This window comes from Microbacterium sp. 71-36, from assembly GCF_001898305.1.
Classification (GTDB): domain Bacteria; phylum Actinomycetota; class Actinomycetes; order Actinomycetales; family Microbacteriaceae; genus Microbacterium.
This window is the reverse complement of the sequence record NZ_MKTP01000005.1, coordinates 12,497-31,483: the sequence shown is the minus strand read 5'-3', so window position 1 is coordinate 31,483 and position 18,987 is coordinate 12,497. Positions and strand designations below refer to the sequence as shown.

Genomic DNA, 18,987 nt, shown 5'->3' with positions numbered 1-18,987 from the left:
ACCACGGTCACGGGTATCGAGATGTTCCACAAGCAGCTCGACGAGGCCTGGGCCGGCGAGAACTGTGGTCTGCTCCTGCGCGGCACCAAGCGTGACGACGTCGAGCGCGGCCAGGTCGTCGTGAAGCCCGGTTCGGTCACCCCGCACACCAACTTCGAGGGCACGGCGTACATCCTGTCCAAGGAGGAGGGCGGCCGCCACAACCCGTTCTTCACGAACTACCGCCCGCAGTTCTACTTCCGCACCACGGACGTGACCGGCGTCATCACGCTGCCCGAGGGCACCGAGATGGTCATGCCCGGTGACACCACCGAGATGTCGGTCGAGCTCATCCAGCCGATCGCGATGGAAGAGGGCCTCGGCTACGCGATCCGTGAGGGTGGCCGCACCGTCGGTGCCGGTACCGTCACCAAGATCCTCAAGTAAGTCCTCCACGGACTGACCGGCAAGGGCCGGGCCTTCGGGCCCGGCCCTTCGTCGTTCCCGGGGCGACGCCCCCGGTAGAGTCGCTCGCGTGAAGCCGCTCTCGCGTACCCTCGGCGTCGTCTCCCTCCTTCTCGCGATCGCTGCGGTGACGGTTCCGGCGCTCGGCGCGCTGCTGCTGCTGCGGAACGATTCGTCCGGTCTGATCGAACGGGCCGCGGTCGTGGGGCTCGCGGTCGCCGGGGCGGGCGTCCTCGTGGGGGTGGTCGGATATGTCACGGGCCGCCGGGTCGGTGCGACGGCTTTGCCGATCATCGGCGGTGTCGGGTCGCTGCTCGTGGCCGTGGGGTTCGCGGTCGCGCCGCTGTTCGTGTGAGTGTCGCTGCCCGTCCGCATCGGCGGGTGAATCGGGCAGGGGGCGCTCAGACGGTCTGACCTAGGATTCCCCCATGGGTGACAACCTCCGCCGCCACAACCGAGACCGCGCGACGACCGGGACGGGTGCCGAGGATGCCGTTCCCCTGGACGGGTCTCCCGCCGACACCGAGGTGATCGATCCCGTGGCGCCGACACCACGGCGGCGCCGTGCCTGGCCATGGGTCGTGGGCGGTGCGGTGGGGCTGATCGGCGGAGCGGCGGCGGTCGCCGGCATCCTGGGGGCGACGCTTGCCGTGCAGGCGGTGGAGGTCCGCGACGATCTTCTGGCCGCGAAGGCCACGCTGGGGCGTCTCGGCTCGCTCGTCGAGGCGAAGGACGAGGCGGGTCTGCAGGCCGCAGCCGAGGATGTGAGCGAGCGCACGGCGCGCGCCGCGCAGACGGTGCAGAGTCCGCTCTGGCAGACGGCGGCCGACATCCCCGTCGTGGGGGCCAACATCGACGCCGTCTCGCGTGTGACGCGCGCCGTGGACATCCTGGTGCGCGACGCCCTGCCACCCGGGATGCAGATGATCGCCGACCTCGACATCAAGAAGCTCGCGCTCGAGGGGGGTGGTTTCGATCTGCAGCCCCTGCAGCAGGCGCAGGCGTCGATCCCGGTGGTGTCGCAGGCCTTCACGGCCGCGAAGGCCGAGACGGACGGCATCCAGTCCGACCAGCTGATGGATGCCGTCGCGGGACCGGTGAGCGAGATCCGCGATGTCATCGATCGAACAGCGCCCACCCTCGACGTCGTCAACCGGTACCTTCCGACGCTGCTGAGCATGGCCGGCGGCGAGGGGAGCAAGACGTACCTGATCATCTTCCAGAACAATGCGGAGATCAGGGCGACCGGGGGGAACCCGGCCGCGAGCATCATCATGAAGGTCGACCAGGGCAAGTTCGAGCTGCTCGACCAGGCCAGCTCGGCGACCTTCTACGAGGAGGGGACGGCGGGCGAGCAGTTCAGCGACATCCCCGGCGACACGCTCGCGGTGTATCCGTCGACATTCGCGCGGTACTCGCAGGACTACACGATGACGCCGAACTTCCCGACGACGGTCCAGCTGTTCCAGGATCTGTGGACGCGCACCAACGGCGAACGTTTCGACGGCGTCATCTCCATCGACCCGGTCGTCCTGTCGCACATGCTGGCCGTCGCGGGACCGGTCGATGTCGCGGGTGAGCAGATCAGCTCGGACAATGCCGTCAAGCTGCTCCTGAGCGACGCCTACGAGCGGTTCCCGAACGGGGCGGACTCCGACAGGTTCTTCTCCGAGGTCTCGCGCGCGGTCTTCACTCACCTCACGTCCGGCAAGTGGGATCCGGCGAAGATGCTCGACGCCCTGACGCAGTCCGCCGGTGAGCAGCGACTCCTCCTCTCGTTCACGGACGAGGCCGCGCAGCGGCTCTCGACCGAGCTCGGGCTGGACGGTGCTCTGCGCTCCGACAACACCACGGCCACCCAGGTGGGCACCTATCTCAACGACTACTCGGTCGGCAAGCTGGAGTATCACTTGACGCAGTCCGTCGCGGCGACGTGCGACGCGTCCGCGCGGACGATCACCACGACGACGACGCTGACGAACTCCATCCCCGACGGCATCTCGACGTCGTACATCCTCGGTGGGCGCAACCGAAACCTCGGTCTGCCGCGTACCTCGATGTTGATGGATGTGGTCTTCTTCGCTCCGCCCGGCGGTCAGATCGTCTCGACAGACCCCGGGACGAGTGACTTGTCAGGCTTCGACCGTTCGGGTTCGCAGGACGGTAACAGCGCTCTGAGCCGACTGATCGTCCTTGCTCAGGGGCAGTCCCGAACGGTCTCCTCGACCGTGCACCTGCCGGACGGCCCCCTCGGCCCCCTCGAGCTGCGGCATACGCCCACCGCCTCGGACACGCCGGTCACGATCGACGCGTCGTGCGACGCGCTGTTCCCTGCCGCAGGCTGAGGGTTTCAGCCGCCCGGCTCGGAACGGCGTGTGGACCACCACAGCCGAGCGGCTGAGATGGCTCCGGGCAACCCCGTGACCAACCGATCCGTGCGGGCTCGCAGGCGCCCGAGAACCGAATCCACGGCATCGGGGCGCATCCGGGACAGTTCCGCACGGCTCGGCCAGATAGCCGAGCGCGCCGTGCGTAGTGCGGAGAGGCCGTGCTGGCGGCGCAACATCGTGAGCCACATGTAGCCCGTGCTCGCTCCCGCCGCCACACGGAGCTCCCACTCTCGAAGTGCCACCGCGTCACCACGCGAGTCCGCCGGGTCGGCGGGGCCAGGGACATCGAGCGCGGTCAACACGGTTCGTAGGGTGCGGTCGCATCCTGTCGAGATCGCCAATGCAGCGAGGTCCAAGCGCTCCTGCTCGCTGAGCGAGACGCGGGTGAGGAGATAGTCCAGCTCGCGCCTGTGCCGGGGGTCGGTGCTGCGGCTGCGCAGCGCGTGGAGGCTCGCTATCAGCAGGCTGCCCAGCCGGTCGGGTACCGGAACCTCTCGGCGGGCGAGGGGGAGCGCGACGCGGCGGGCCCAGAGGGTGTCGAAAGTCTCCTGGGGGTCGGCAAGGAAGCCGGGGAAGGTGTGGTGCACGTCGATGTCGCACGGCCAGCTCTCGTGTACGAGCGTGACCGAGTGTGAGACGTAGATCGCGCGTTCGCTCCGTTCTTTTCGTTCGGCCCATCCGTTGCGACGCAGAGCCTCGACGAATCGGTCCGCCTGGGCCGGCGCGACGAGGACGTCCACGTCGGAGGAGACCCGGGGCTGGCGAAGACCGTGATGGGCGAGACCGGGGCCTTTGATGAACAGGGCTCGGATGCCCTCTTGCTCGAGTAGCCACGATGTCCAGGCGTGGGCGAGCTCGATGCTCGTCGCGAGAGGGAACGACCGGTGCTCAGCCACGACCGTTCCCTGCATCGGTGCGGCGGAGCACTCCGCGTGCGGTGAGATCGTCCAGGAAGGGGACGAGCGAACCCGCGACCTCCACGGCCTCCTCGAACGAGCATTCCGCATCCGTCGCGATCGCACGCGCGAGATCATCCACGCCGATCCCGTCGTCTCCGGCTCGGATGACCGAGTTCCAGATCATGCCGGCGGCGTCCTCGAGCACGATGGGCTGACCGAGCGGCTCCCGCAGCGGGAGAACGGTCGTCCGCACTTCTCCCCGTACCTCCGCTACGAGCCCTCGTACCCACCGCCCTGTCATCCCGCTACCGGCCCCACGCGGTCGAACGGCCAGAGGCGGAAGAACGCGGGGCCGACGACATGATCGAGGTCGACGAACCTCGCGCACTCATCGCCCCGGGCTTCCGGTCTGTTTCTGCATGCGATCACGGAATCCGACGAGTTGGAGCGGTTGTCGCCCATCACCAGAAGACTTCGCGGCGGCACGGTGATCGAAGGGAAGCAGCGAGCGGAGACCGGCCGTGTGGTGCAGTCCTGGACACCGCTTACGAAGGGGTATTCCTCGTCAGGGTAGGGAGCGGGCACCGGCTTGTCATCCACCAGAATGCGACCTTCGGTGTCGCAACAGCGCACGGTCTCGCCTTCGGTCGCGACGACTCGCTTGACCAGCGTGTGGGCGTTGGAGGGGCCGAAGCCGACGACGTCCCCGATCCAGCCGAGGAAGCTGGGTGTCGAGGCGCGACCTTCCGCGGCATCCCACTGCGCACTCGTGGTGAAAACCACGACGTCGCCGTCCCGGGGGTCGGCTCCAACGTAGGCGAGCCGGGCCACCAGGATGCGATCGCCGACATCGAGCGTGGGCTCCATCGAGGCGCTGGGGATGCGGTACACCTTGACGACGAAGGCCTGGATCAGTGCAAGGACGATCAGCGCGAGAAGCAGATGGAACCACGGTGACGCGACGGCCCGCCGCCACCGCGGCCGGACTCCGGAGGACACCGCGGTGTCACGGGGCATGAAGAAGCCCTGCCTCGACGAGCTCGTCGATCGCACGATCGACGAGGGGTGCGGGGTCGGCGCTCCCGGGTGCGCCATGGACCGCCACGACGGCATCCCGCAGTTCCTCTCGGGTCTGCGGTCGGATCGCCGTGAGCCACAGGACGGGGGCGATTCCGTCGAGGACCCGTATCGTGCTGTCCGACATCACGATGATGCTGCCGTCGTCGAGTTCGATGGCGTCGGACACCTTCGCGCGGCCAACACGGCCGACAGGCACAGCGGTCGGATGGTCCGTACACTCCTGCCAGGACGGCGCGATGCGCGTTCGTCGAGCGAGGTGCTCGATCGTGTCACGGATGTTCTCGGCTTCTGCGTACGTGACCTGCGCTACTCCACCAACGCGGGCGATCGCCTGAGCGAGGGTCTGCAGGGGGCGATCGAGCGAGGCCAGATAGCTCATCTGAGGGATCAGCGCCAGCATGGCATCGAGCAAAGGGACTTCCGAGATCAGAACGCGCTCCGCGTCGGCGCGCCGCTCGAGCAGGACCAGAGCGGACAGCGTGAGGGGCCGCTCTGGCAGACCGAGTAGACCCGCTGCGGAGGGAGGGATCTGCCGTTTCGTGGGCTGGCTGGGGTCGATGACCGATAGCGGCTTGCGGTAGGGCAGCACCTCGCCGCCCGCTCGGACCGCGATGCTCTCGTCACTCACGTATCCGTAGGCCCCGCCGAGCATGCGCGCGGCCGTGGTCTTACCTCGTCCGGACGGTCCGACGAAGGCGACGACGCGGCCGTCGGGCAGAGCGACTCCGCAGGCGTGGAAGAGGAGCGCGGTCCCCTTCACGTCGTCGAGGGCGGCCAGGGTGACGCGGGTCGACAAGTCCGACAGCGTGGTCTCGAGCGATGCTGTGCTCACGGCCACGACGGGCGTGTTGGGAAGAGGAGAGCCATGTGCTGCCGCGTCGGACCAGGCGTGTTCGGCCGCGGCGACGATCTCGACGGGAACGGTCGAGGCGAAGTCGATCACGACCTGCGTTCCCAATGCGTCTACGATCAGCCGACGGGCGTCGTCATCGAGGACATCGGTGCCCTTCTCACGGCCCTCCTCGCTGCTCATCGATCCGATCACCGTTCCGCCGTTTCTGGTCGCTCGGTGCGTCCGACCGCCGGTTCCACCATGCTTTCCGACCATACTGGCCGACTCGGCGGCTCGGATGAATTCCGATCCGGCGCTCGACGTGACAGCATGAGACGATACGGCGCCCGCGGCCGATGGGGAGATGTCATGACGCTACTGCTGATCGTCGCGGCGGTTGCCGGTCTCATGCTCCTCTTCATCCTTCCGCGCCGCGTTCTCCCCCTCGTCGCGCTGATCGTGATGGTCCTGGTGCCGGTGGGGTACATGGACCTCTCTCGGACCATCGGCCGTTACTACACGCCGGCGGTGATCATCATCTTCGTCTGGGCGTTGCGCCTCATCTTCGCCAAGAAGGAGGAGCGCGTCGCCGGTCGGCCGTCGGCGGCCGGGGTCCTGTGGCTCCCCGTCCTCGGCCTTCTGACGATCTCCACCATCGCGAGTTCGAGCGTGTCGCTGTCGCTGAGCTGGATCGCCACCGTGGCTGTCGCCGCGATTCTTCCGTACTATCTCGGGCGCAGCCGAGCCGAGGAAGTCTGGCGCGGTTCGCAGATCGTCTACGTGGTCATCGCGTTGTTCCTCGGTGCGCTGGCCGCCAGCGACTACTTCTTCGGGATCAACCCGTGGACGTCCCTCTTCTCGTACGACGTCAACGAGAAGGTCTGGTCGGTCTTCCGCACCAGGACGAGCCTCGGCCACCCCTTGGTCACGGCCACTGTGGCCAGCGTGTGCACCATGGTGGCGCTGTTCGGACAGCGCATCCCCCGCATCCTGCGGATCGCGGGCCTGGTCGGCGGCGGTGCCGCGCTGGTGCTCGCCGTCTCTCGGACGAGTGTGCTCGCGGTCGCCCTCGGCGTGGCCGTCGGCTGCCTCGTGCTCCTCTTCGGCCCGCGCGCGGAGTCGGGGAAGTCCCGGCGACTCCCCGGATTCCTGCTGCTGATTGCCGGCGTCGGATTCCTTCTCGTGGTGACCAACTCTCCTCTGCTGGCAGAGCGCAACGAATCGACCGGTGGCGTCGCTTCCAGCATGTACCGCGAGGAGTCCACGGGGGTCGCGCTCTCGATGATCTCCAAGCACTGGTTCATCGGCACGGGGCCGGGAACGGCGCCCACCCAGTTCGCCGAGGTATACGACGGCCCCCTGGAGAACTCGGCACTGCAGCTGTTCCTGTCGTTGGGCGTGCCCCTCGCGTCCATGGCGTTGCTCGCAGTCGCGATCCTCATCCTGCGCCTCGCGTTCCGCGGCGAGGCGACACTGGCCGCTGGCTTGCTCGCGTTCGCCGTCAGCCTCGTGGGATTCAGTGCGATCGATGTCAACCCGGCCATGCTCGCACTTCTGTCCCCGCTGCTCTACCGCGCGGGACAGGTGCTCAGCGGTGTCGACAAGCGAGCGACCGAACTCGCCCTCGCCCAGCCGAAGCAGACCGCCCGGCTGGGGCTGTACTGAGCCTCCGCCTCGGCCCGGGGCGGATTCCGCCGTGGACCGTGCTGTCTAGAGGGGGCGGACTTTCCGTGCCGAGGCGGCATGGAGATCATCGAGCGTGATTTCGTCCGCTTCCCGCACGATGGCGAGGTTGCGTAGCTCGAGGAGTCGAGCGATCTGAGCCTGATGATCATCGATGTGCTCGCCGCGCGCAGACCGTCGTACGACGAGGAGCGGGTACACGCCCATCTCGATGAGCCGGAGGACGCTGCCGACACCGGCGTGGCTGACGACGACTCCGGCAGAACGAGCGGCGGCGTCGAAGCGAGCACTTGAGAAGAAGTCGTTGACCTCGCCGGGAAGGCCGTCGGGGGCGGGAGTCACCCCAAGCTGCCAGATCGTGCGGTCGTCGACGGCCCCGATCTCCACTAGCCGCTCGACCGGGCGAGGGAACGGGTACCGGCGCAGGGTGCCGAGGGTGACGAACAGGCTCGGCACGACGTCGGGCGTCTCGACGGGCACGGATTCGAATCGGTCGAGCACCGAACCGTGGTACTGCCACCGGCCGGAGCGCCACGCCTCGTGCTGGGTCCACACGGTCGACGCCAGCCGAGACCCGTAGACGAGCCGACCGGTGACCGAGGGGCCTTCGACACGTGAGACGCTCTCGATGTAAAGCGTCGGCAGCCCCATCGACCGCGCCGCCACGAACGCGGGAGCGGCGATTGCCGCCCCCGTGCTCACGACACCGTCGAACTTCCCGGATGCCAGGATGCGGCGAAGGCCGGGAACGGCCCGTACAGCGCCCAGCGCATCGCGCTGCTCGACGGGTGGGACGTAGTGCGTACGGTCCGGGTCGAGGAGACCGTGCGCCTGTGGTGTGTCGAACGTCACCCATTGCGAGTCGGGGTCGATGTCGGAGCCCTCCGAAAGCCGGTGCAACTGTTCGAGGTGCCCGCCGTTCGAGGCCACGAGGAGCAGACGCGGGCGGGGCTTGGCGAAAGCCGTCGAGATGTCGATCACCGTCGTCTCCTCAGTGTGGTGTGAACCGTGTCGCGGACCTCGCGCAACTTCTCCACGGCGCGGCCGAGCGCTTCCTGCTGGGACGCCCGCGAGCCCGCGGCATCCGCCAGTAGGCGTCGGATCTCATCGGGCGTCGCGTGAGCGGAGTCGACGGCGATGATGGGAACGCCCGCCGCATCGAAGTGCCGTTGGATCTTGTCGGTCGGGCCGTCCGCCACGGTGCTGACCGCGGCGCCTTCGGTCAGAGCGACGATCAACGCATGCAACCGGTCGCTGACGACGAGCGCCGATTCGTCGAAAACGCGGCGCACCGCGTCCTCCTGTTCCGCGTGATCGCGGCCGGTCCAGGCGACATAATCGGCATCCCACTCGGCGGCCAGCTCCGCGCCCAGGGGCTCGTCCCGCTCCACCTGCGTCACCACGGTGAGGGCCAGGCCGAGGTCGTCGGCCGTGGCGCGGATCGCTTCTCGCCACGTCGATGACGGGGCGTCTCGGTCGCCGCGCATCGTGACGGTGAGACGCGTGCGATCCCGCTTGTCGCCGTCGGCGCGCCCGATCTGGCCGAAACCGAGGTCGGGCATGACGTCGCCGCGGCGCATGATGCGGGCCGTGCGGGTGTCGCGCCACGCGGTGTAGTGGGCAAGCCCGAGGGTCGATCGCAGTACCGCGGTGGGGAACGTGTCGAAGTTGCGTGACCCGGCGCCGACCCGCACCACCACACCGCCGCGGGCGCGAGTCGCCACGACCAGGGGCAGGAGCCCGACGTGCTCTTTGAGGCCGGCGATCGTCAACTGGATCTCGCCCGGCTTGTAGACGTATGCCACGTCACGACTTCCGCGGAGTGCCGAGGCGAGAGCCGCTCCCCACGCCTTGACGCTGCGATAGACGACGGCATCCGACGGGAGCTCCAGTGATCGGTCGTACGCGTCCGTGGAGGCTCCGACGTACACGTGCAGTTCACCCTCGGAGGAGAGCCATTCGACGAGCTCGCGACGCAGGACGATATCGCCGATGTTCTCGTGCTGACCCACGAGCGGAACGAAGATCTTCATCGCGTGGCTCATTTCGACAGCAGGTTGGGCACGATGATGGCCGCCGACAGGTCGCGCACCGACGTCGCCGCATCCGCTGCGGAGAGCTCGGCGGCGCGGACGATGGCGTCAGCGAGCTGCGCGGGGTTCTCGGCCTCGGCGGCGCGCGCGCCGTTGGATCCCTCGACGACGAGTCCGTTCGGCTCTCCGCCGGGGGTCGTCGCCACGGGGAGCCCTGTGCCCAGAGCCTCGACGATCGAGCGGGAGAATCCTTCGAAGCGGGAGCTCATCAAGAGCAGATCGTGCTCGCGCATGAGGTTCCCGACGCTCCCCTTGGGGATGGCGCCACGGAAGTCGACGCGGTCGGTGAGACCGAGCTCGGCTGCACGCTCGCGCATGCGAGCCTCGAGCGTGCCGCTACCGGCGACGGTGAGGTGGAAGTCTTCCGGTGTCCGGGCGAATGCGTCGAGCGCCAGTTCGGGATTCTTCGCCGGTTCGATCCGGCACGCCCACAGCACTCGACGCTTGATGTCGCTCTCGCGCTCGGCGGGGAAGAACTCGGTGGGGTCGTACCAGGTGGGCGAGAAGTGGACGTTGTCCGAGAACGCCTGCAGACGCTTGGCGCCGTCACGGCTGAAGATGACCACGGCACGCGAGTGCTTCACGACGCGGCGCTCGAGGAAGCGGTAGAAGCCCCGGGCCCGCCGGAAGAACGAGACGCTTCCCAGCTTCAGATTCGCATCGCCGCTACTGTGCATGAACTGCACGTGCGGGACGCCGCGGAAGTGGCGCAGCGCCACATCACCGACGTTGACGCGGTGCGTCTGAACGATGTCCGCATCGGCCTGGGGGAGATACTTTCGCAATCCCTGGGCCAGCCGGACCGAATGAGGAATGCGACGGGTGAGGTTGGCGTGATCGAGTCGGGTCAGCGCCATGAACTGGAACTTCCGACCCCCGATCTCGTACTCCTGCCACTTTCCGAGCGGCTTGTCGCCGATGGCATCCACTCCGGCGATGCGGATGATCTCGTCCTCGGGGGCGAATTTCACGAGTCCGCGGATGCAGGTGTCGATCCCGCCCGGTTTGGGTCGTACCGGGTCGAACTGTTCGATGACGAGGCGAGTGGGCATGTGATCTCCTGGCCTTTACTTGCGGAGCCATCGCAGCAGGGCGATGGGTGAGACGAGCGAACGGCGGACGGCGAGCGTGTAGACGGCGATGAGGAGCGTCGCTTGGACCGCAGCGACGATGAGGGCGGCCCAGGTCGGCAGGTCGAAAACGAAAAGCGCGTACCAGCCGGGGGCTCCGATGAGGACGGTCAATGCGACAGCGATCAGCTGGGCCACGACGATGTCCCGCCAGGCAGCGGAAGCGATGCGGAAACCCAGACGCCGACGCAACCACATGAGCTTGACAGGCAGATCCGCCCAGTACGACAGCGCGAACGTGACCGCCATACCGAAGACGACCAGTGTCGGTGGAAGGAGGAAGAAGGCGAGGGCAGCGCCGGCGGCCCATATCGCGTTGATCGAAAAGCTGCTCAACAACGGCCGCAGAGCATCGTGCTTTGCGTAGAACGGGCGAATGAGAAGAGAATGCATCGCAAAGGGGAGCAGACCCATGGCGAGTCCCGCCAAGACGATTCCAATGATTCGGGCAGCTTCGGGGGAGGTCTGTCCGCGGGCGAAGAGAACCTCGCTGATCGCCGGACCGCAAGAGACGAATACGGCCGAAACCGGGATCATGAACGATGAGAGTCGCACGATCGTGTCATCGAGTTCGCCGAACGCCTCGACGTCCCGGCCCTCCGCGAAGTGCTTCGACATTCGCTGAAGCAGAATGGACGCCAGACTCGCCACGGCCACGCCTTGGACGACGGACATCAATGCCATGGCGAAGAAGAATGCTGAGTAGCCGAAGCCATCCGCCCCGCTCTCCGACGCGGCGGTGCCGGCCTGCGCAGTCCACGCTGCGGTGATCAGGTTCGTTGCTTGGAAGCACATGGCCGAGGCCACAGTGAGGCCACCGGTCTTCGCCGCTGCCCGCAATCCGAGGCCGCGAATACCGCCGCGCAAACGCGGGCGAAATCCGACTCGCACAAGCAGGACCAGCAGCACCGTCGTTTGTAGAATCGTGCCGCCCAGCGTCGTTGCGCCGAGCGCGATGACCATGGTCGGGCTCACGCTGGACGGGTCGTCGCCGCTGACGACGCCGTTGACGATGACGATCAGACTTCCGGCTATCACGCTCAGGCTCGACAGGGCAGGCAGCCAGCTGACCAACGTGAACTTCCCACGAGAGTTCATCAGCTGCGAGGCGACGGCGAACACGGAGTAGGCGGCTATCTGCGGCGCGCACCAGATGAAGAGGGCGATCGTCAGATCACGTTGGGAGGCTCCCCATGCTGCTCCGCCGAGCGCGCCCACGATCGGGGGCGCCGCGACGACCGCGACCGCGCTCAAAGCGGCTCCGAAGACAATGGAGCCGAGCAGGAGAACGGTGCCATAACGGTCCGCGTCGTCCCGCGACCTCACAGATAGTCGCGCGAGCTGAGGCAAGAACACGGCGGCGATAGTGCCGCCCCCCAGGAGCAGGAAGATCTGGTTGGGTATCTGATTCGCGAGGTTGTAGGAGTCCGATACCAGACCGGTTCCGAGTGCCGCCGCGAGCGAGATATTACGAAGGAATCCGACGATGCGTGAGATCAGCGTCGCCGTCGATGCGCTGAGGACGGTACGGCCCGTGCCTCCGCTCATCCGCGATCCACCAAGGCGAGCAATCTGCTGCGGAGCGCGTCGCCGCTTCGTTCTTTCGTGAACGTTCGAAGCCAACCCTCGTAGGCGGTGGGCGGGATTGAGGCTGCTTCCACGACGCCGTCAGCGAATTCGCCGGGTGAGTCGCCCGCGACGAGCACGCCGGTGATTCCTGGCACGACCGCGTCCGCAACGCCCAGCGCGCGCGACGTCACCACGCTCGGGACACTCACGCGGGCGGCCTCCACCAGCACGTTGCCGAACCCCTCGGACAGCGAGGGCAGCACGACCACGGCGTTCGCAGGAAGTCTTTCTGACCAGTCGGCGGCCCAGCCGTGGAAGTGCGCGACGACGCCGAGCCGTTCTGCGAGCACCGCAACGTCGTCGGTCAGCGGGCCGATTCCGTAGAAGTGGGCTTCCGCCTCGACTCCGTGGCGTTCGCGACAGGCCGCTGCGGTTTCGATGACGAGATGCGGACGCTTTTGGTGTACAAGTCGTGCGGGAGCCACGAGCGCCAGAGGAGCGGAATGCTCGACAACACGGGAAGCCTGTTCGGCCGTCCCCTTGAGGGACGGGTTCAGGACCACGGACACTCGGGCGGGGTTGAGTCGGTAGAGTGCGATCGCTTCTCCGGCAACCGGGTGAGAGATCGCGACGAACTCATCGGCCCATCGGTACACCCGACGGGCAAGCCATTGCTTCACCCGATACGAGATGCCGAACGAGCCGCGGAGGTGAGTCGCCATGTTGCGACCACTGATGACGACTCGCGGCCCATCCTTCATCCCACGCGTGGCGAAGACGGCGAGGAGGTTCCAATACGGCATCAGTGCCATGACGGCGTCCGGACGCTCGCGCACGAGCAAATCTCGGAGACGACGGACGGATTTCGTTGCCGAACCGCTCACATCGACGATGCGGATATCGTCGGGGCGCGGATCACCGGACTTGAGGTTCGTGGTTGCAGCGATGACCTGATCGCCGTGGGACGCGAAATGCTCCATCCACTGGCGGGCGACGAACTCCGCGCCGCCGCCGCTGAACTTCGGGACCAGGAAGACGATTTTCACGCGGTGCGGCTCGCAATCAGGCTGACGTGCCGAAGGTCTGCTGAGCCCATGCGAGGTGCCGGGCCAGTCCCTCCTCCAGCGTGACGCTCGGACGCCAACCGAGCTCCGACGAGATGCGCGCGGTGTCCCCGCCGGTGCGGAACACGTCTCCGATCGCGCGGTCCGTGTAGCTGACGTCGAGTTCTCCGTTGGAGAGGTCCTTCAGGATCTGCAGGACTTCGTTCACCGACGCGTTCGTGCCACCGGCCACGTTGTACACGGAGCCCGGGGACGTCTCCGTTGTCGCGGCGAGGATGTTGGCCTCGACGACGTCGTCAACGAAGGTGAAGTCGCGGATCTGCTCGCCGGTTCCGTAGATCTCGATCGGAGTCTTCTGCACCGCGGCGGTCACGAATCGGGTGAATGCCATATCCGGGCGCTGCGAAGGACCGTAGACGGTGAAGTATCGAAGCGACGTCGTCGGGACGCCGAAGTTGGTGCCGAACAGGGTAGTGAGATGCTCTGCGGCCAACTTGGTCACGCCGTATGGGCTCACGGGCGACGGCAGGGTGTCCTCCGTCGTCGGGAACGACTCCGCGTCTCCGTAGATGGACGAGGATGATGCGTAGACGAATCGCTTGAGGGTCGGGTGATCGCGGAGCGCTTCCAGGAGCCGCTGGGTCGCCAACACGTTTCGCGCGACGTACGGGGCGAAGCCGTCACCCCAGGACGCACGGACGCCAGGCTGCCCGGCCTGATGGAACACCGCATCGACGCCGCTCAGCGCGGACGAGAGGTCCATGTCCACAAGATCGGCCTCGATGATCGTGGCACCGGAGGCCTCTACTGCCGCTGCGTTGCGGCGCTTGCGTGCGACGTCGTAGTAGTCGGTGAACGCATCGATGCCCACGACGTCCCAGCCATCTCGACGAAGCCGTCGACTGAGGGTGCTTCCTACAAATCCGGCTGCCCCGGTCACCACTGCCCGCATTGTTCCTCCCAAATGACGTTTCCAAACGCCCTCAGGCGACGCTGAACCAAGGGTCGAGAACTCCCGTGCTTTCCGACTGCACGAGTCACATGGAACTGTATCTCACGGGCTCTGGTCAAATCGTCCGCGCCTGCTTGGACGGTGTTCGACCGTGGGTAGCCTGGCTTCTCGAAGATTTATTGTGCTGGACACATTTGGCTGGGATAGTTCTTCGTTCTGGTCTCAGCTCCCGGCCGAGCTCATGACCGCCGATATGCGTTCCGCGAGATCCGGCGCAAGGCTCCGCGCGTAATTCGCCGTGATGTGAGCTTTCGCGTCACGATAAACAATCGTGTTTCCAACCACAGCCGGGCACCAGGAGTCGCTGCAGAACCGATCACTCAGGTCGATGACCGATGCAGCGCCATTGAGTTCCGCCGCGCGGACGAGCGGGTCCGCTGGATCGTTGGACTGCGCCACGCCGCAAGAGGTGTCGCCGACCTGGAAGCCGATGCGCTGGTAGCAGAGCACACCCTCATCCGTCGTCGGAGGAACGTCCGCGATGACGATGACGGTCGTTCCCAGAGCTTGGAGACGTGCGAACATGTCGGCATAGAACTGGGGATCCTCCGACTTCGTCCGCGCTGCGGACGTGAGCACCACGTCGTACGGCGTGCTCTCGAGGGCAGCGATGATGTCCGTCTGAGCCCCGTCGCACGCGTCGCGGACGGTCGTCGTGAGAAGGCAGGACACCCCCGTGTACGTGTCCAAGCTCCACCCCTCGGTCTCCGCGGCGATCTGTAGCCCGGGGATGAAGTGGTGGGCGTGACTGTCCCCGACCAGAGCCAACCTTGGGGCGTCCGGGGAGTCGGAACCGTAGTGGCAGTTCTGAATGGGGCCATGCTCGGCGATCCAACACGCATCCAGACGATCCGATGAAGCCCCGGCGGGTGCGGGTGACACCGTCGTCCCTAGATCGACAGTGGCGCAGGAATTGGCGGGGTTGAGCGACCCCGCGCCGAGGCACGCGGCTATCGCAGCCCGGGCGGGATCCGGCGTCGAACTCGCAGCAGTAGGGGCCGCGGCAGCGACGGTGCCGCTTTGTGGCTGCGCGGTCGTCGAATCCTTCAGCAGCGCTGCGGACAACAGGCCGCCCACGACGATTACGCCCACGGCGATGGTGATCGCCTCGGTCGCGCCGAACCAGACGGGCCACGAAGAGGAGCGCCGATTCGCGTGACGTCCACGGCGGCGCCGTCTGCGCTTCCGGTCCGCGATGGGTGACCACCTGCGGAGGGGATCTTCCACGAGGTGATAGCTGGCCGCGCTCAGTCCGAGTGCGAGGACGCCGTAGACGACGTAGAAAGTCGTGCCCTTCGGAAGCACCGCGTAGAGCATCATCAGAACCGGGAAATGCCACAGATAGAGCGAGTAGGAGATATTCCCGATGTATCGGCTGACGGGGTTGGTGAGAACGATGAGATGGCGATGATCGCCGCGCTCGCCCGCGACGAGGACAAGGGCGATCGCCAGGACCGGTAGAGCGGCCCACGGCACGGGAAAGCCCGCAGCGGGATCGACAACGAACAAGGCCACCCCGATGGCGACGAGTCCAAGGAGGCTCAGCGCGATGCGTAACCCATGCGGCATCCGCACCCAGGGGCTGAGGATCGCCACCAGTGCGCCGAGACCGAGCTCCCATGCTCGTGTGAAGGACGAGAAATATGCCCACGCCGGATCGGTCTGAGTGAGGAACAGGCCGTACGCGAAGGAGGCCGCGGATAGGACGGCGATCGTCACGGCCAGAATGACCCGGCCACGCACGAGGGTCCCCCGGAGGACCTTGATCGTCAGCCAGAGTACGAGCAGGATCACCCAGGGCCAGACGAAGTAGAACTGCTCCTCGACCGACAGGGACCAGTAGTGCTGCAGTGGGGACGGGAGCAGATCCGCCTGGAAATAGTCCGTTCCTTGCAAACCCATGTTCCAGTTGGCCGCGAAGAGTGCGGCCCAGGCCGCGTCGGCGGCCGTCTGGAAGAACCTGTCGCCCGGCGTGAGGAACCACGCGGCGGCGATGGTTGCGAGCAGGACGAGTGTGGCCGCGGGGAAGATGCGCTTGAAACGCCGCAGATAGAAACCGGTGAAGCTGATCCCGCCTGACTTGTCGTACTCGCGCAGCAGCAGCCCCGTGATCAGGTAGCCGCTGATGACGAAGAACAGATCCACGCCGATGAAGCCGCCGCGGGGCCAGCCGAGCAGGTGGTCGAGAACGACGGCCACCACGGCCACGGCCCGTAGCCCTTGCACGTCCGGCCGAAAAGTGGACTTCTTGGCGCCTTCAGGTGCGACATTCGCTTCTCGAACGGCGGTACGATTCGTCATTATCTTCCCCCAGGAGATGACGTGGAATGCGCTCATCCTGCCATTCGCTGCGAGTAATCGCGAACGAGGTTTCGACGCGTTCGGGGTGTGTCTGCTCACCTGCTGCCGCCGCCGGCGGCAGCCTCACGTGTGTCCCGAACGGCAGTGCGCCGAGGCCTTCCTCCACGCGAGTGCTTGAATTCGACTGATCGTTCCGTGTCGGAAACATTTCCTGGATACGGTTGGTGCATGGCAAAGTCACTCGCTCGTCGCCTCCTCGATCGCTGGGACCTCATGCGCCTCGGCAAGGAGGCGTATGCCCGCAAACGTGGCGTCAAGATCGGCACGGGCTGCCGCATTCTTTCGGATGTCGTGAGCACCGAGCCGTGGCTGGTGAGCATCGGCGATCGAGTGACCATCAGCAGCGGGGTACGCCTGATCACGCACGACGGCTCGGGGTGGCTGGTGTCCGACGAGAAGGGGCGCCGCTTCAAGTACGCCCCGATCCGTATCGGTTCGGAGGTCTTCATCGGAGCCGGGGTCACCATCCTGCCGGGTGTCGAGATCGGCGACCGCGTCGTCGTGGGCGCGGGCTCGGTGGTCACGAAGAGCATCGAGTCGGGAACGGTCGCCGCGGGTGTCCCTGCTCGCCGGATCGGCGAGTTCGCCAGCTTCGTCGATCGAGTTTCGAGCTGGCCGACGGAGTCCGACAAACGGGGCAACACCTATCGCGAGCGCGTCGACTCGATCGTCGTCGGATGACCCGGACCGTGTCCACGCACCGCACTATTCAGAACCGTGCCGACTACCGAGAGTTTCTCGCGGCCGACTTGCTCGCATACAACGTCTCGCGATGGCGAATCGACTCCCCGTGGCGGCATCCCGTCCTGCATTATCAGCGACTCCTTCGCCGGACGGAGTTCCTCGCGACTCGCCGCGGCGCGGCGGCGCGCATCGCGCGGTTCTGGGCGCGGTTCCGGTTGCAGTCCGTTGGCGTCCGAACCGGAATCACGCTCCCTCCGGGTGTCGCCGGCCCGGGGGTCACCATCGCCCACTACGGCACCGTCGTCGTCAACACGCGCGCGCGCATCGGCAAATTCACGCGCCTTCACCCCGGTGTGACGATCGGAATCGCGGACGGGAAGGTCCCGGTGATTGGAGACTTCGTCTACCTGGGACCGAACGTTGTCGTGTACGGCGGCGTCACGGTGGGTGACGGAGCCGTGGTCGGCGCCAACTCCGTCGTAAACAAGGATGTGCCGCCAGGCGTCACGGTCGTCGGCTCGCCGGCTCGCGTGGTCGCTGAACGGGACTCTCGTGCACTCTTGCCCTCATGGATCCCGTTCGACTGAGGCCTCGCAGATTCTCATCGCTGACGGAGCGCTTCGTTGGCGCGCGACGGGATCGGTGGGCTGGTCGCGGGATGTGGCGGTCCGCATCTCGAGCGATCGGGGCGATTGCTGGTACCTCTGCACTCGTGGTCTTGGCGGGCTGTGTCCCGGAGCCGCCGTCGGCGACCTCGAGCATGCAGCAGTATCTCGCGGGCTCCGAGTATCTTCGTGGCGTCAACCTCTACTCGCTCCAGCAACAGCGGACTCTCCCCGTGACGGAGGTGAAGGCCGACACGCAAGAAAGCTACGAGTACTTCGCTTCCCGTGGGATGTCCGTCATCCGTCTTGCCGTGCCGTGGCAAGGTCTGCAGCCCATTGCGAAGGGGGAGACCCCGCGGACCGCGTTGGCACGCCCGGTCGACCAGCAGTATCTCGATCTCGTTCGAAAGCAGGTCAGATACGCCGAGAACGCTGGACTTCGAGTGATCGTCGACCTGCACAACGGATGCACCTACCCGTGGGGGACGGGTCCCGAGCCTGAGGGCACCCTCTACTGTGGGGGCGGGCTCACGATCGACGACGTGATCAAAGTCTGGGGGGCGCTGTCGGACGCGCTGAGGGATGAGCCCGGGGTCGCCGCTTACAACCTCTTCAACGAGCCGAGGAAGCAGACCGGTGCAGCAACGTATTACCGCTACGTCAACGCAGTAGTCGCGGAACTCCGGGACCGTGGCGACGATCGCGCCGTCTGGGTCGACACGATCCTGGGGTCGAGTTTTGCGAGCGACTCGCAGCTGACCGCTCCCATTTCTGACTCCGCTGGCGCCGTCATCTACTCCCAACACTTCTATCTGCACGGCGGAACGCGAGAGTCTCTACTGAGCCGCATACGTGACTTCGGAGAATGGTGCAAGAACCGAGCGGTTCACTGCGCGATCGGCGAGATCGGGTGGCCGGCCGGTGGAAGCTCGGACAAGTCGACCACCTTCGAGTTGGCATACGGACTGGCGGATCACTACGGAATGGACGTCACCTATTTCGGAGCGACCTCTGTCCCGAATCCGCAGTCGCTCATCGCCTACTACGCCACTTCCGACGACTCCACCGTTGACGCCCGCAGGGATCAGGCCCGCATCGTCGAGAAGCACCCCACTCGGTGAAACGACCCTGATCGACGGGT

18 protein-coding genes are annotated in these 18,987 nt (G+C 66.5%); 7 read left to right on the top strand and 11 right to left on the bottom strand.

From position 1 onward, the window contains the following. The 3 genes from BGO45_RS13990 to BGO45_RS13980 all read left to right on the top strand — a co-directional run. Positions 1 to 426: EF-Tu/IF-2/RF-3 family GTPase (locus BGO45_RS13990; RefSeq protein ID WP_292695262.1), on the top strand; the 426-nt coding region annotated here is incomplete at its 5' end. Positions 427 to 514: 88 nt separating this feature from the next. Further along, positions 515 to 799, top strand: a complete 285-nt coding sequence (locus BGO45_RS13985; RefSeq protein ID WP_292695261.1) for a hypothetical protein — start codon at positions 515 to 517, stop codon at positions 797 to 799. A gap of 73 nt (positions 800 to 872) precedes the next feature. Beyond that, positions 873 to 2,789 (top strand): DUF4012 domain-containing protein, encoded by a 1,917-nt coding sequence (locus BGO45_RS13980; RefSeq protein WP_292695259.1) that lies wholly within the window; start codon positions 873 to 875, stop codon positions 2,787 to 2,789. A gap of 5 nt (positions 2,790 to 2,794) precedes the next feature. Here BGO45_RS13980 and BGO45_RS13975 read toward each other — a convergent pair whose 3' ends face one another. From BGO45_RS13975 to BGO45_RS13960, 4 genes are read right to left on the bottom strand one after another with little or no spacing between them, the layout of a single operon-like run. Continuing rightward, positions 2,795 to 3,730 (bottom strand): nucleotidyltransferase family protein, encoded by a 936-nt coding sequence (locus BGO45_RS13975; protein WP_292695257.1) that lies wholly within the window; start codon positions 3,728 to 3,730, stop codon positions 2,795 to 2,797. After that, a complete protein-coding gene (locus BGO45_RS13970; protein WP_292695255.1) occupies positions 3,723 to 3,986 on the bottom strand; it encodes a hypothetical protein in 264 nt (87 codons plus the stop codon). Before BGO45_RS13970 ends, BGO45_RS13975 begins: the two co-directional genes overlap by 8 nt. A gap of 44 nt (positions 3,987 to 4,030) precedes the next feature. Further along, a complete protein-coding gene (gene lepB / locus BGO45_RS13965; RefSeq protein ID WP_292695254.1) occupies positions 4,031 to 4,750 on the bottom strand; it encodes a signal peptidase I in 720 nt (239 codons plus the stop codon). Continuing rightward, positions 4,740 to 5,846 (bottom strand): hypothetical protein, encoded by a 1,107-nt coding sequence (locus BGO45_RS13960; RefSeq protein ID WP_292695252.1) that lies wholly within the window; start codon positions 5,844 to 5,846, stop codon positions 4,740 to 4,742. Before BGO45_RS13960 ends, lepB begins: the two co-directional genes overlap by 11 nt. 168 nt (positions 5,847 to 6,014) lie before the next feature. Here BGO45_RS13960 and BGO45_RS13955 point away from each other — a divergent pair, with 168 nt between their 5' ends. Continuing rightward, on the top strand, positions 6,015 to 7,310 hold the full coding sequence (locus tag BGO45_RS13955) for an O-antigen ligase (RefSeq protein WP_292695250.1): 1,296 nt from the start codon (positions 6,015 to 6,017) through the stop codon (positions 7,308 to 7,310). Between the two features lie 45 nt (positions 7,311 to 7,355). Here BGO45_RS13955 and BGO45_RS13950 read toward each other — a convergent pair whose 3' ends face one another. The 7 genes from BGO45_RS13950 to BGO45_RS13920 all read right to left on the bottom strand — a co-directional run bounded on the left by BGO45_RS13950 (position 7,356) and on the right by BGO45_RS13920 (position 16,533). Next, entirely contained in the window at positions 7,356 to 8,309 is a 954-nt protein-coding gene (locus tag BGO45_RS13950; protein WP_292695248.1) for a glycosyltransferase, read from the bottom strand. After that, on the bottom strand, positions 8,306 to 9,361 hold the full coding sequence (locus BGO45_RS13945; protein WP_292695247.1) for a polysaccharide pyruvyl transferase family protein: 1,056 nt from the start codon (positions 9,359 to 9,361) through the stop codon (positions 8,306 to 8,308). The genes BGO45_RS13950 and BGO45_RS13945 overlap by 4 nt, the downstream gene beginning before the upstream one ends. 8 nt (positions 9,362 to 9,369) lie before the next feature. Beyond that, entirely contained in the window at positions 9,370 to 10,473 is a 1,104-nt protein-coding gene (locus BGO45_RS13940) for a glycosyltransferase family 4 protein (RefSeq protein ID WP_292695246.1), read from the bottom strand. Positions 10,474 to 10,488: 15 nt separating this feature from the next. Continuing rightward, a complete protein-coding gene (murJ, locus tag BGO45_RS13935; protein ID WP_292695245.1) occupies positions 10,489 to 12,099 on the bottom strand; it encodes a murein biosynthesis integral membrane protein MurJ in 1,611 nt (536 codons plus the stop codon). Further along, complete coding sequence (locus tag BGO45_RS13930) at positions 12,096 to 13,166, bottom strand: glycosyltransferase (RefSeq protein WP_292695244.1); 1,071 nt, start codon at positions 13,164 to 13,166, stop codon at positions 12,096 to 12,098. Before BGO45_RS13930 ends, murJ begins: the two co-directional genes overlap by 4 nt. A gap of 16 nt (positions 13,167 to 13,182) precedes the next feature. Further along, positions 13,183 to 14,136 carry an NAD-dependent epimerase/dehydratase family protein gene (locus BGO45_RS13925; RefSeq protein WP_292695242.1) on the bottom strand — a complete coding sequence of 318 codons (954 nt, stop codon included), beginning with the start codon at positions 14,134 to 14,136 and terminating at the stop codon, positions 13,183 to 13,185. A 222-nt stretch (positions 14,137 to 14,358) separates the two neighbouring features. Then, on the bottom strand, positions 14,359 to 16,533 hold the full coding sequence (locus BGO45_RS13920) for an acyltransferase family protein (RefSeq protein ID WP_292695240.1): 2,175 nt from the start codon (positions 16,531 to 16,533) through the stop codon (positions 14,359 to 14,361). Between the two features lie 192 nt (positions 16,534 to 16,725). On the opposite strand from BGO45_RS13920, the gene BGO45_RS13915 reads away from it, so the two are divergent. The 3 genes from BGO45_RS13915 to BGO45_RS13905 all read left to right on the top strand — a co-directional run bounded on the left by BGO45_RS13915 (position 16,726) and on the right by BGO45_RS13905 (position 18,967). Further along, a complete protein-coding gene (locus BGO45_RS13915; RefSeq protein ID WP_292695238.1) occupies positions 16,726 to 17,238 on the top strand; it encodes a DapH/DapD/GlmU-related protein in 513 nt (170 codons plus the stop codon). Beyond that, on the top strand, positions 17,235 to 17,828 hold the full coding sequence (locus BGO45_RS13910) for a serine acetyltransferase (RefSeq protein WP_292695236.1): 594 nt from the start codon (positions 17,235 to 17,237) through the stop codon (positions 17,826 to 17,828). Before BGO45_RS13915 ends, BGO45_RS13910 begins: the two co-directional genes overlap by 4 nt. Before the next feature lie 173 nt (positions 17,829 to 18,001). Continuing rightward, positions 18,002 to 18,967 carry a cellulase family glycosylhydrolase gene (locus BGO45_RS13905; RefSeq protein ID WP_292695234.1) on the top strand — a complete coding sequence of 322 codons (966 nt, stop codon included), beginning with the start codon at positions 18,002 to 18,004 and terminating at the stop codon, positions 18,965 to 18,967. Positions 18,968 to 18,987 lie beyond the last annotated feature (20 nt).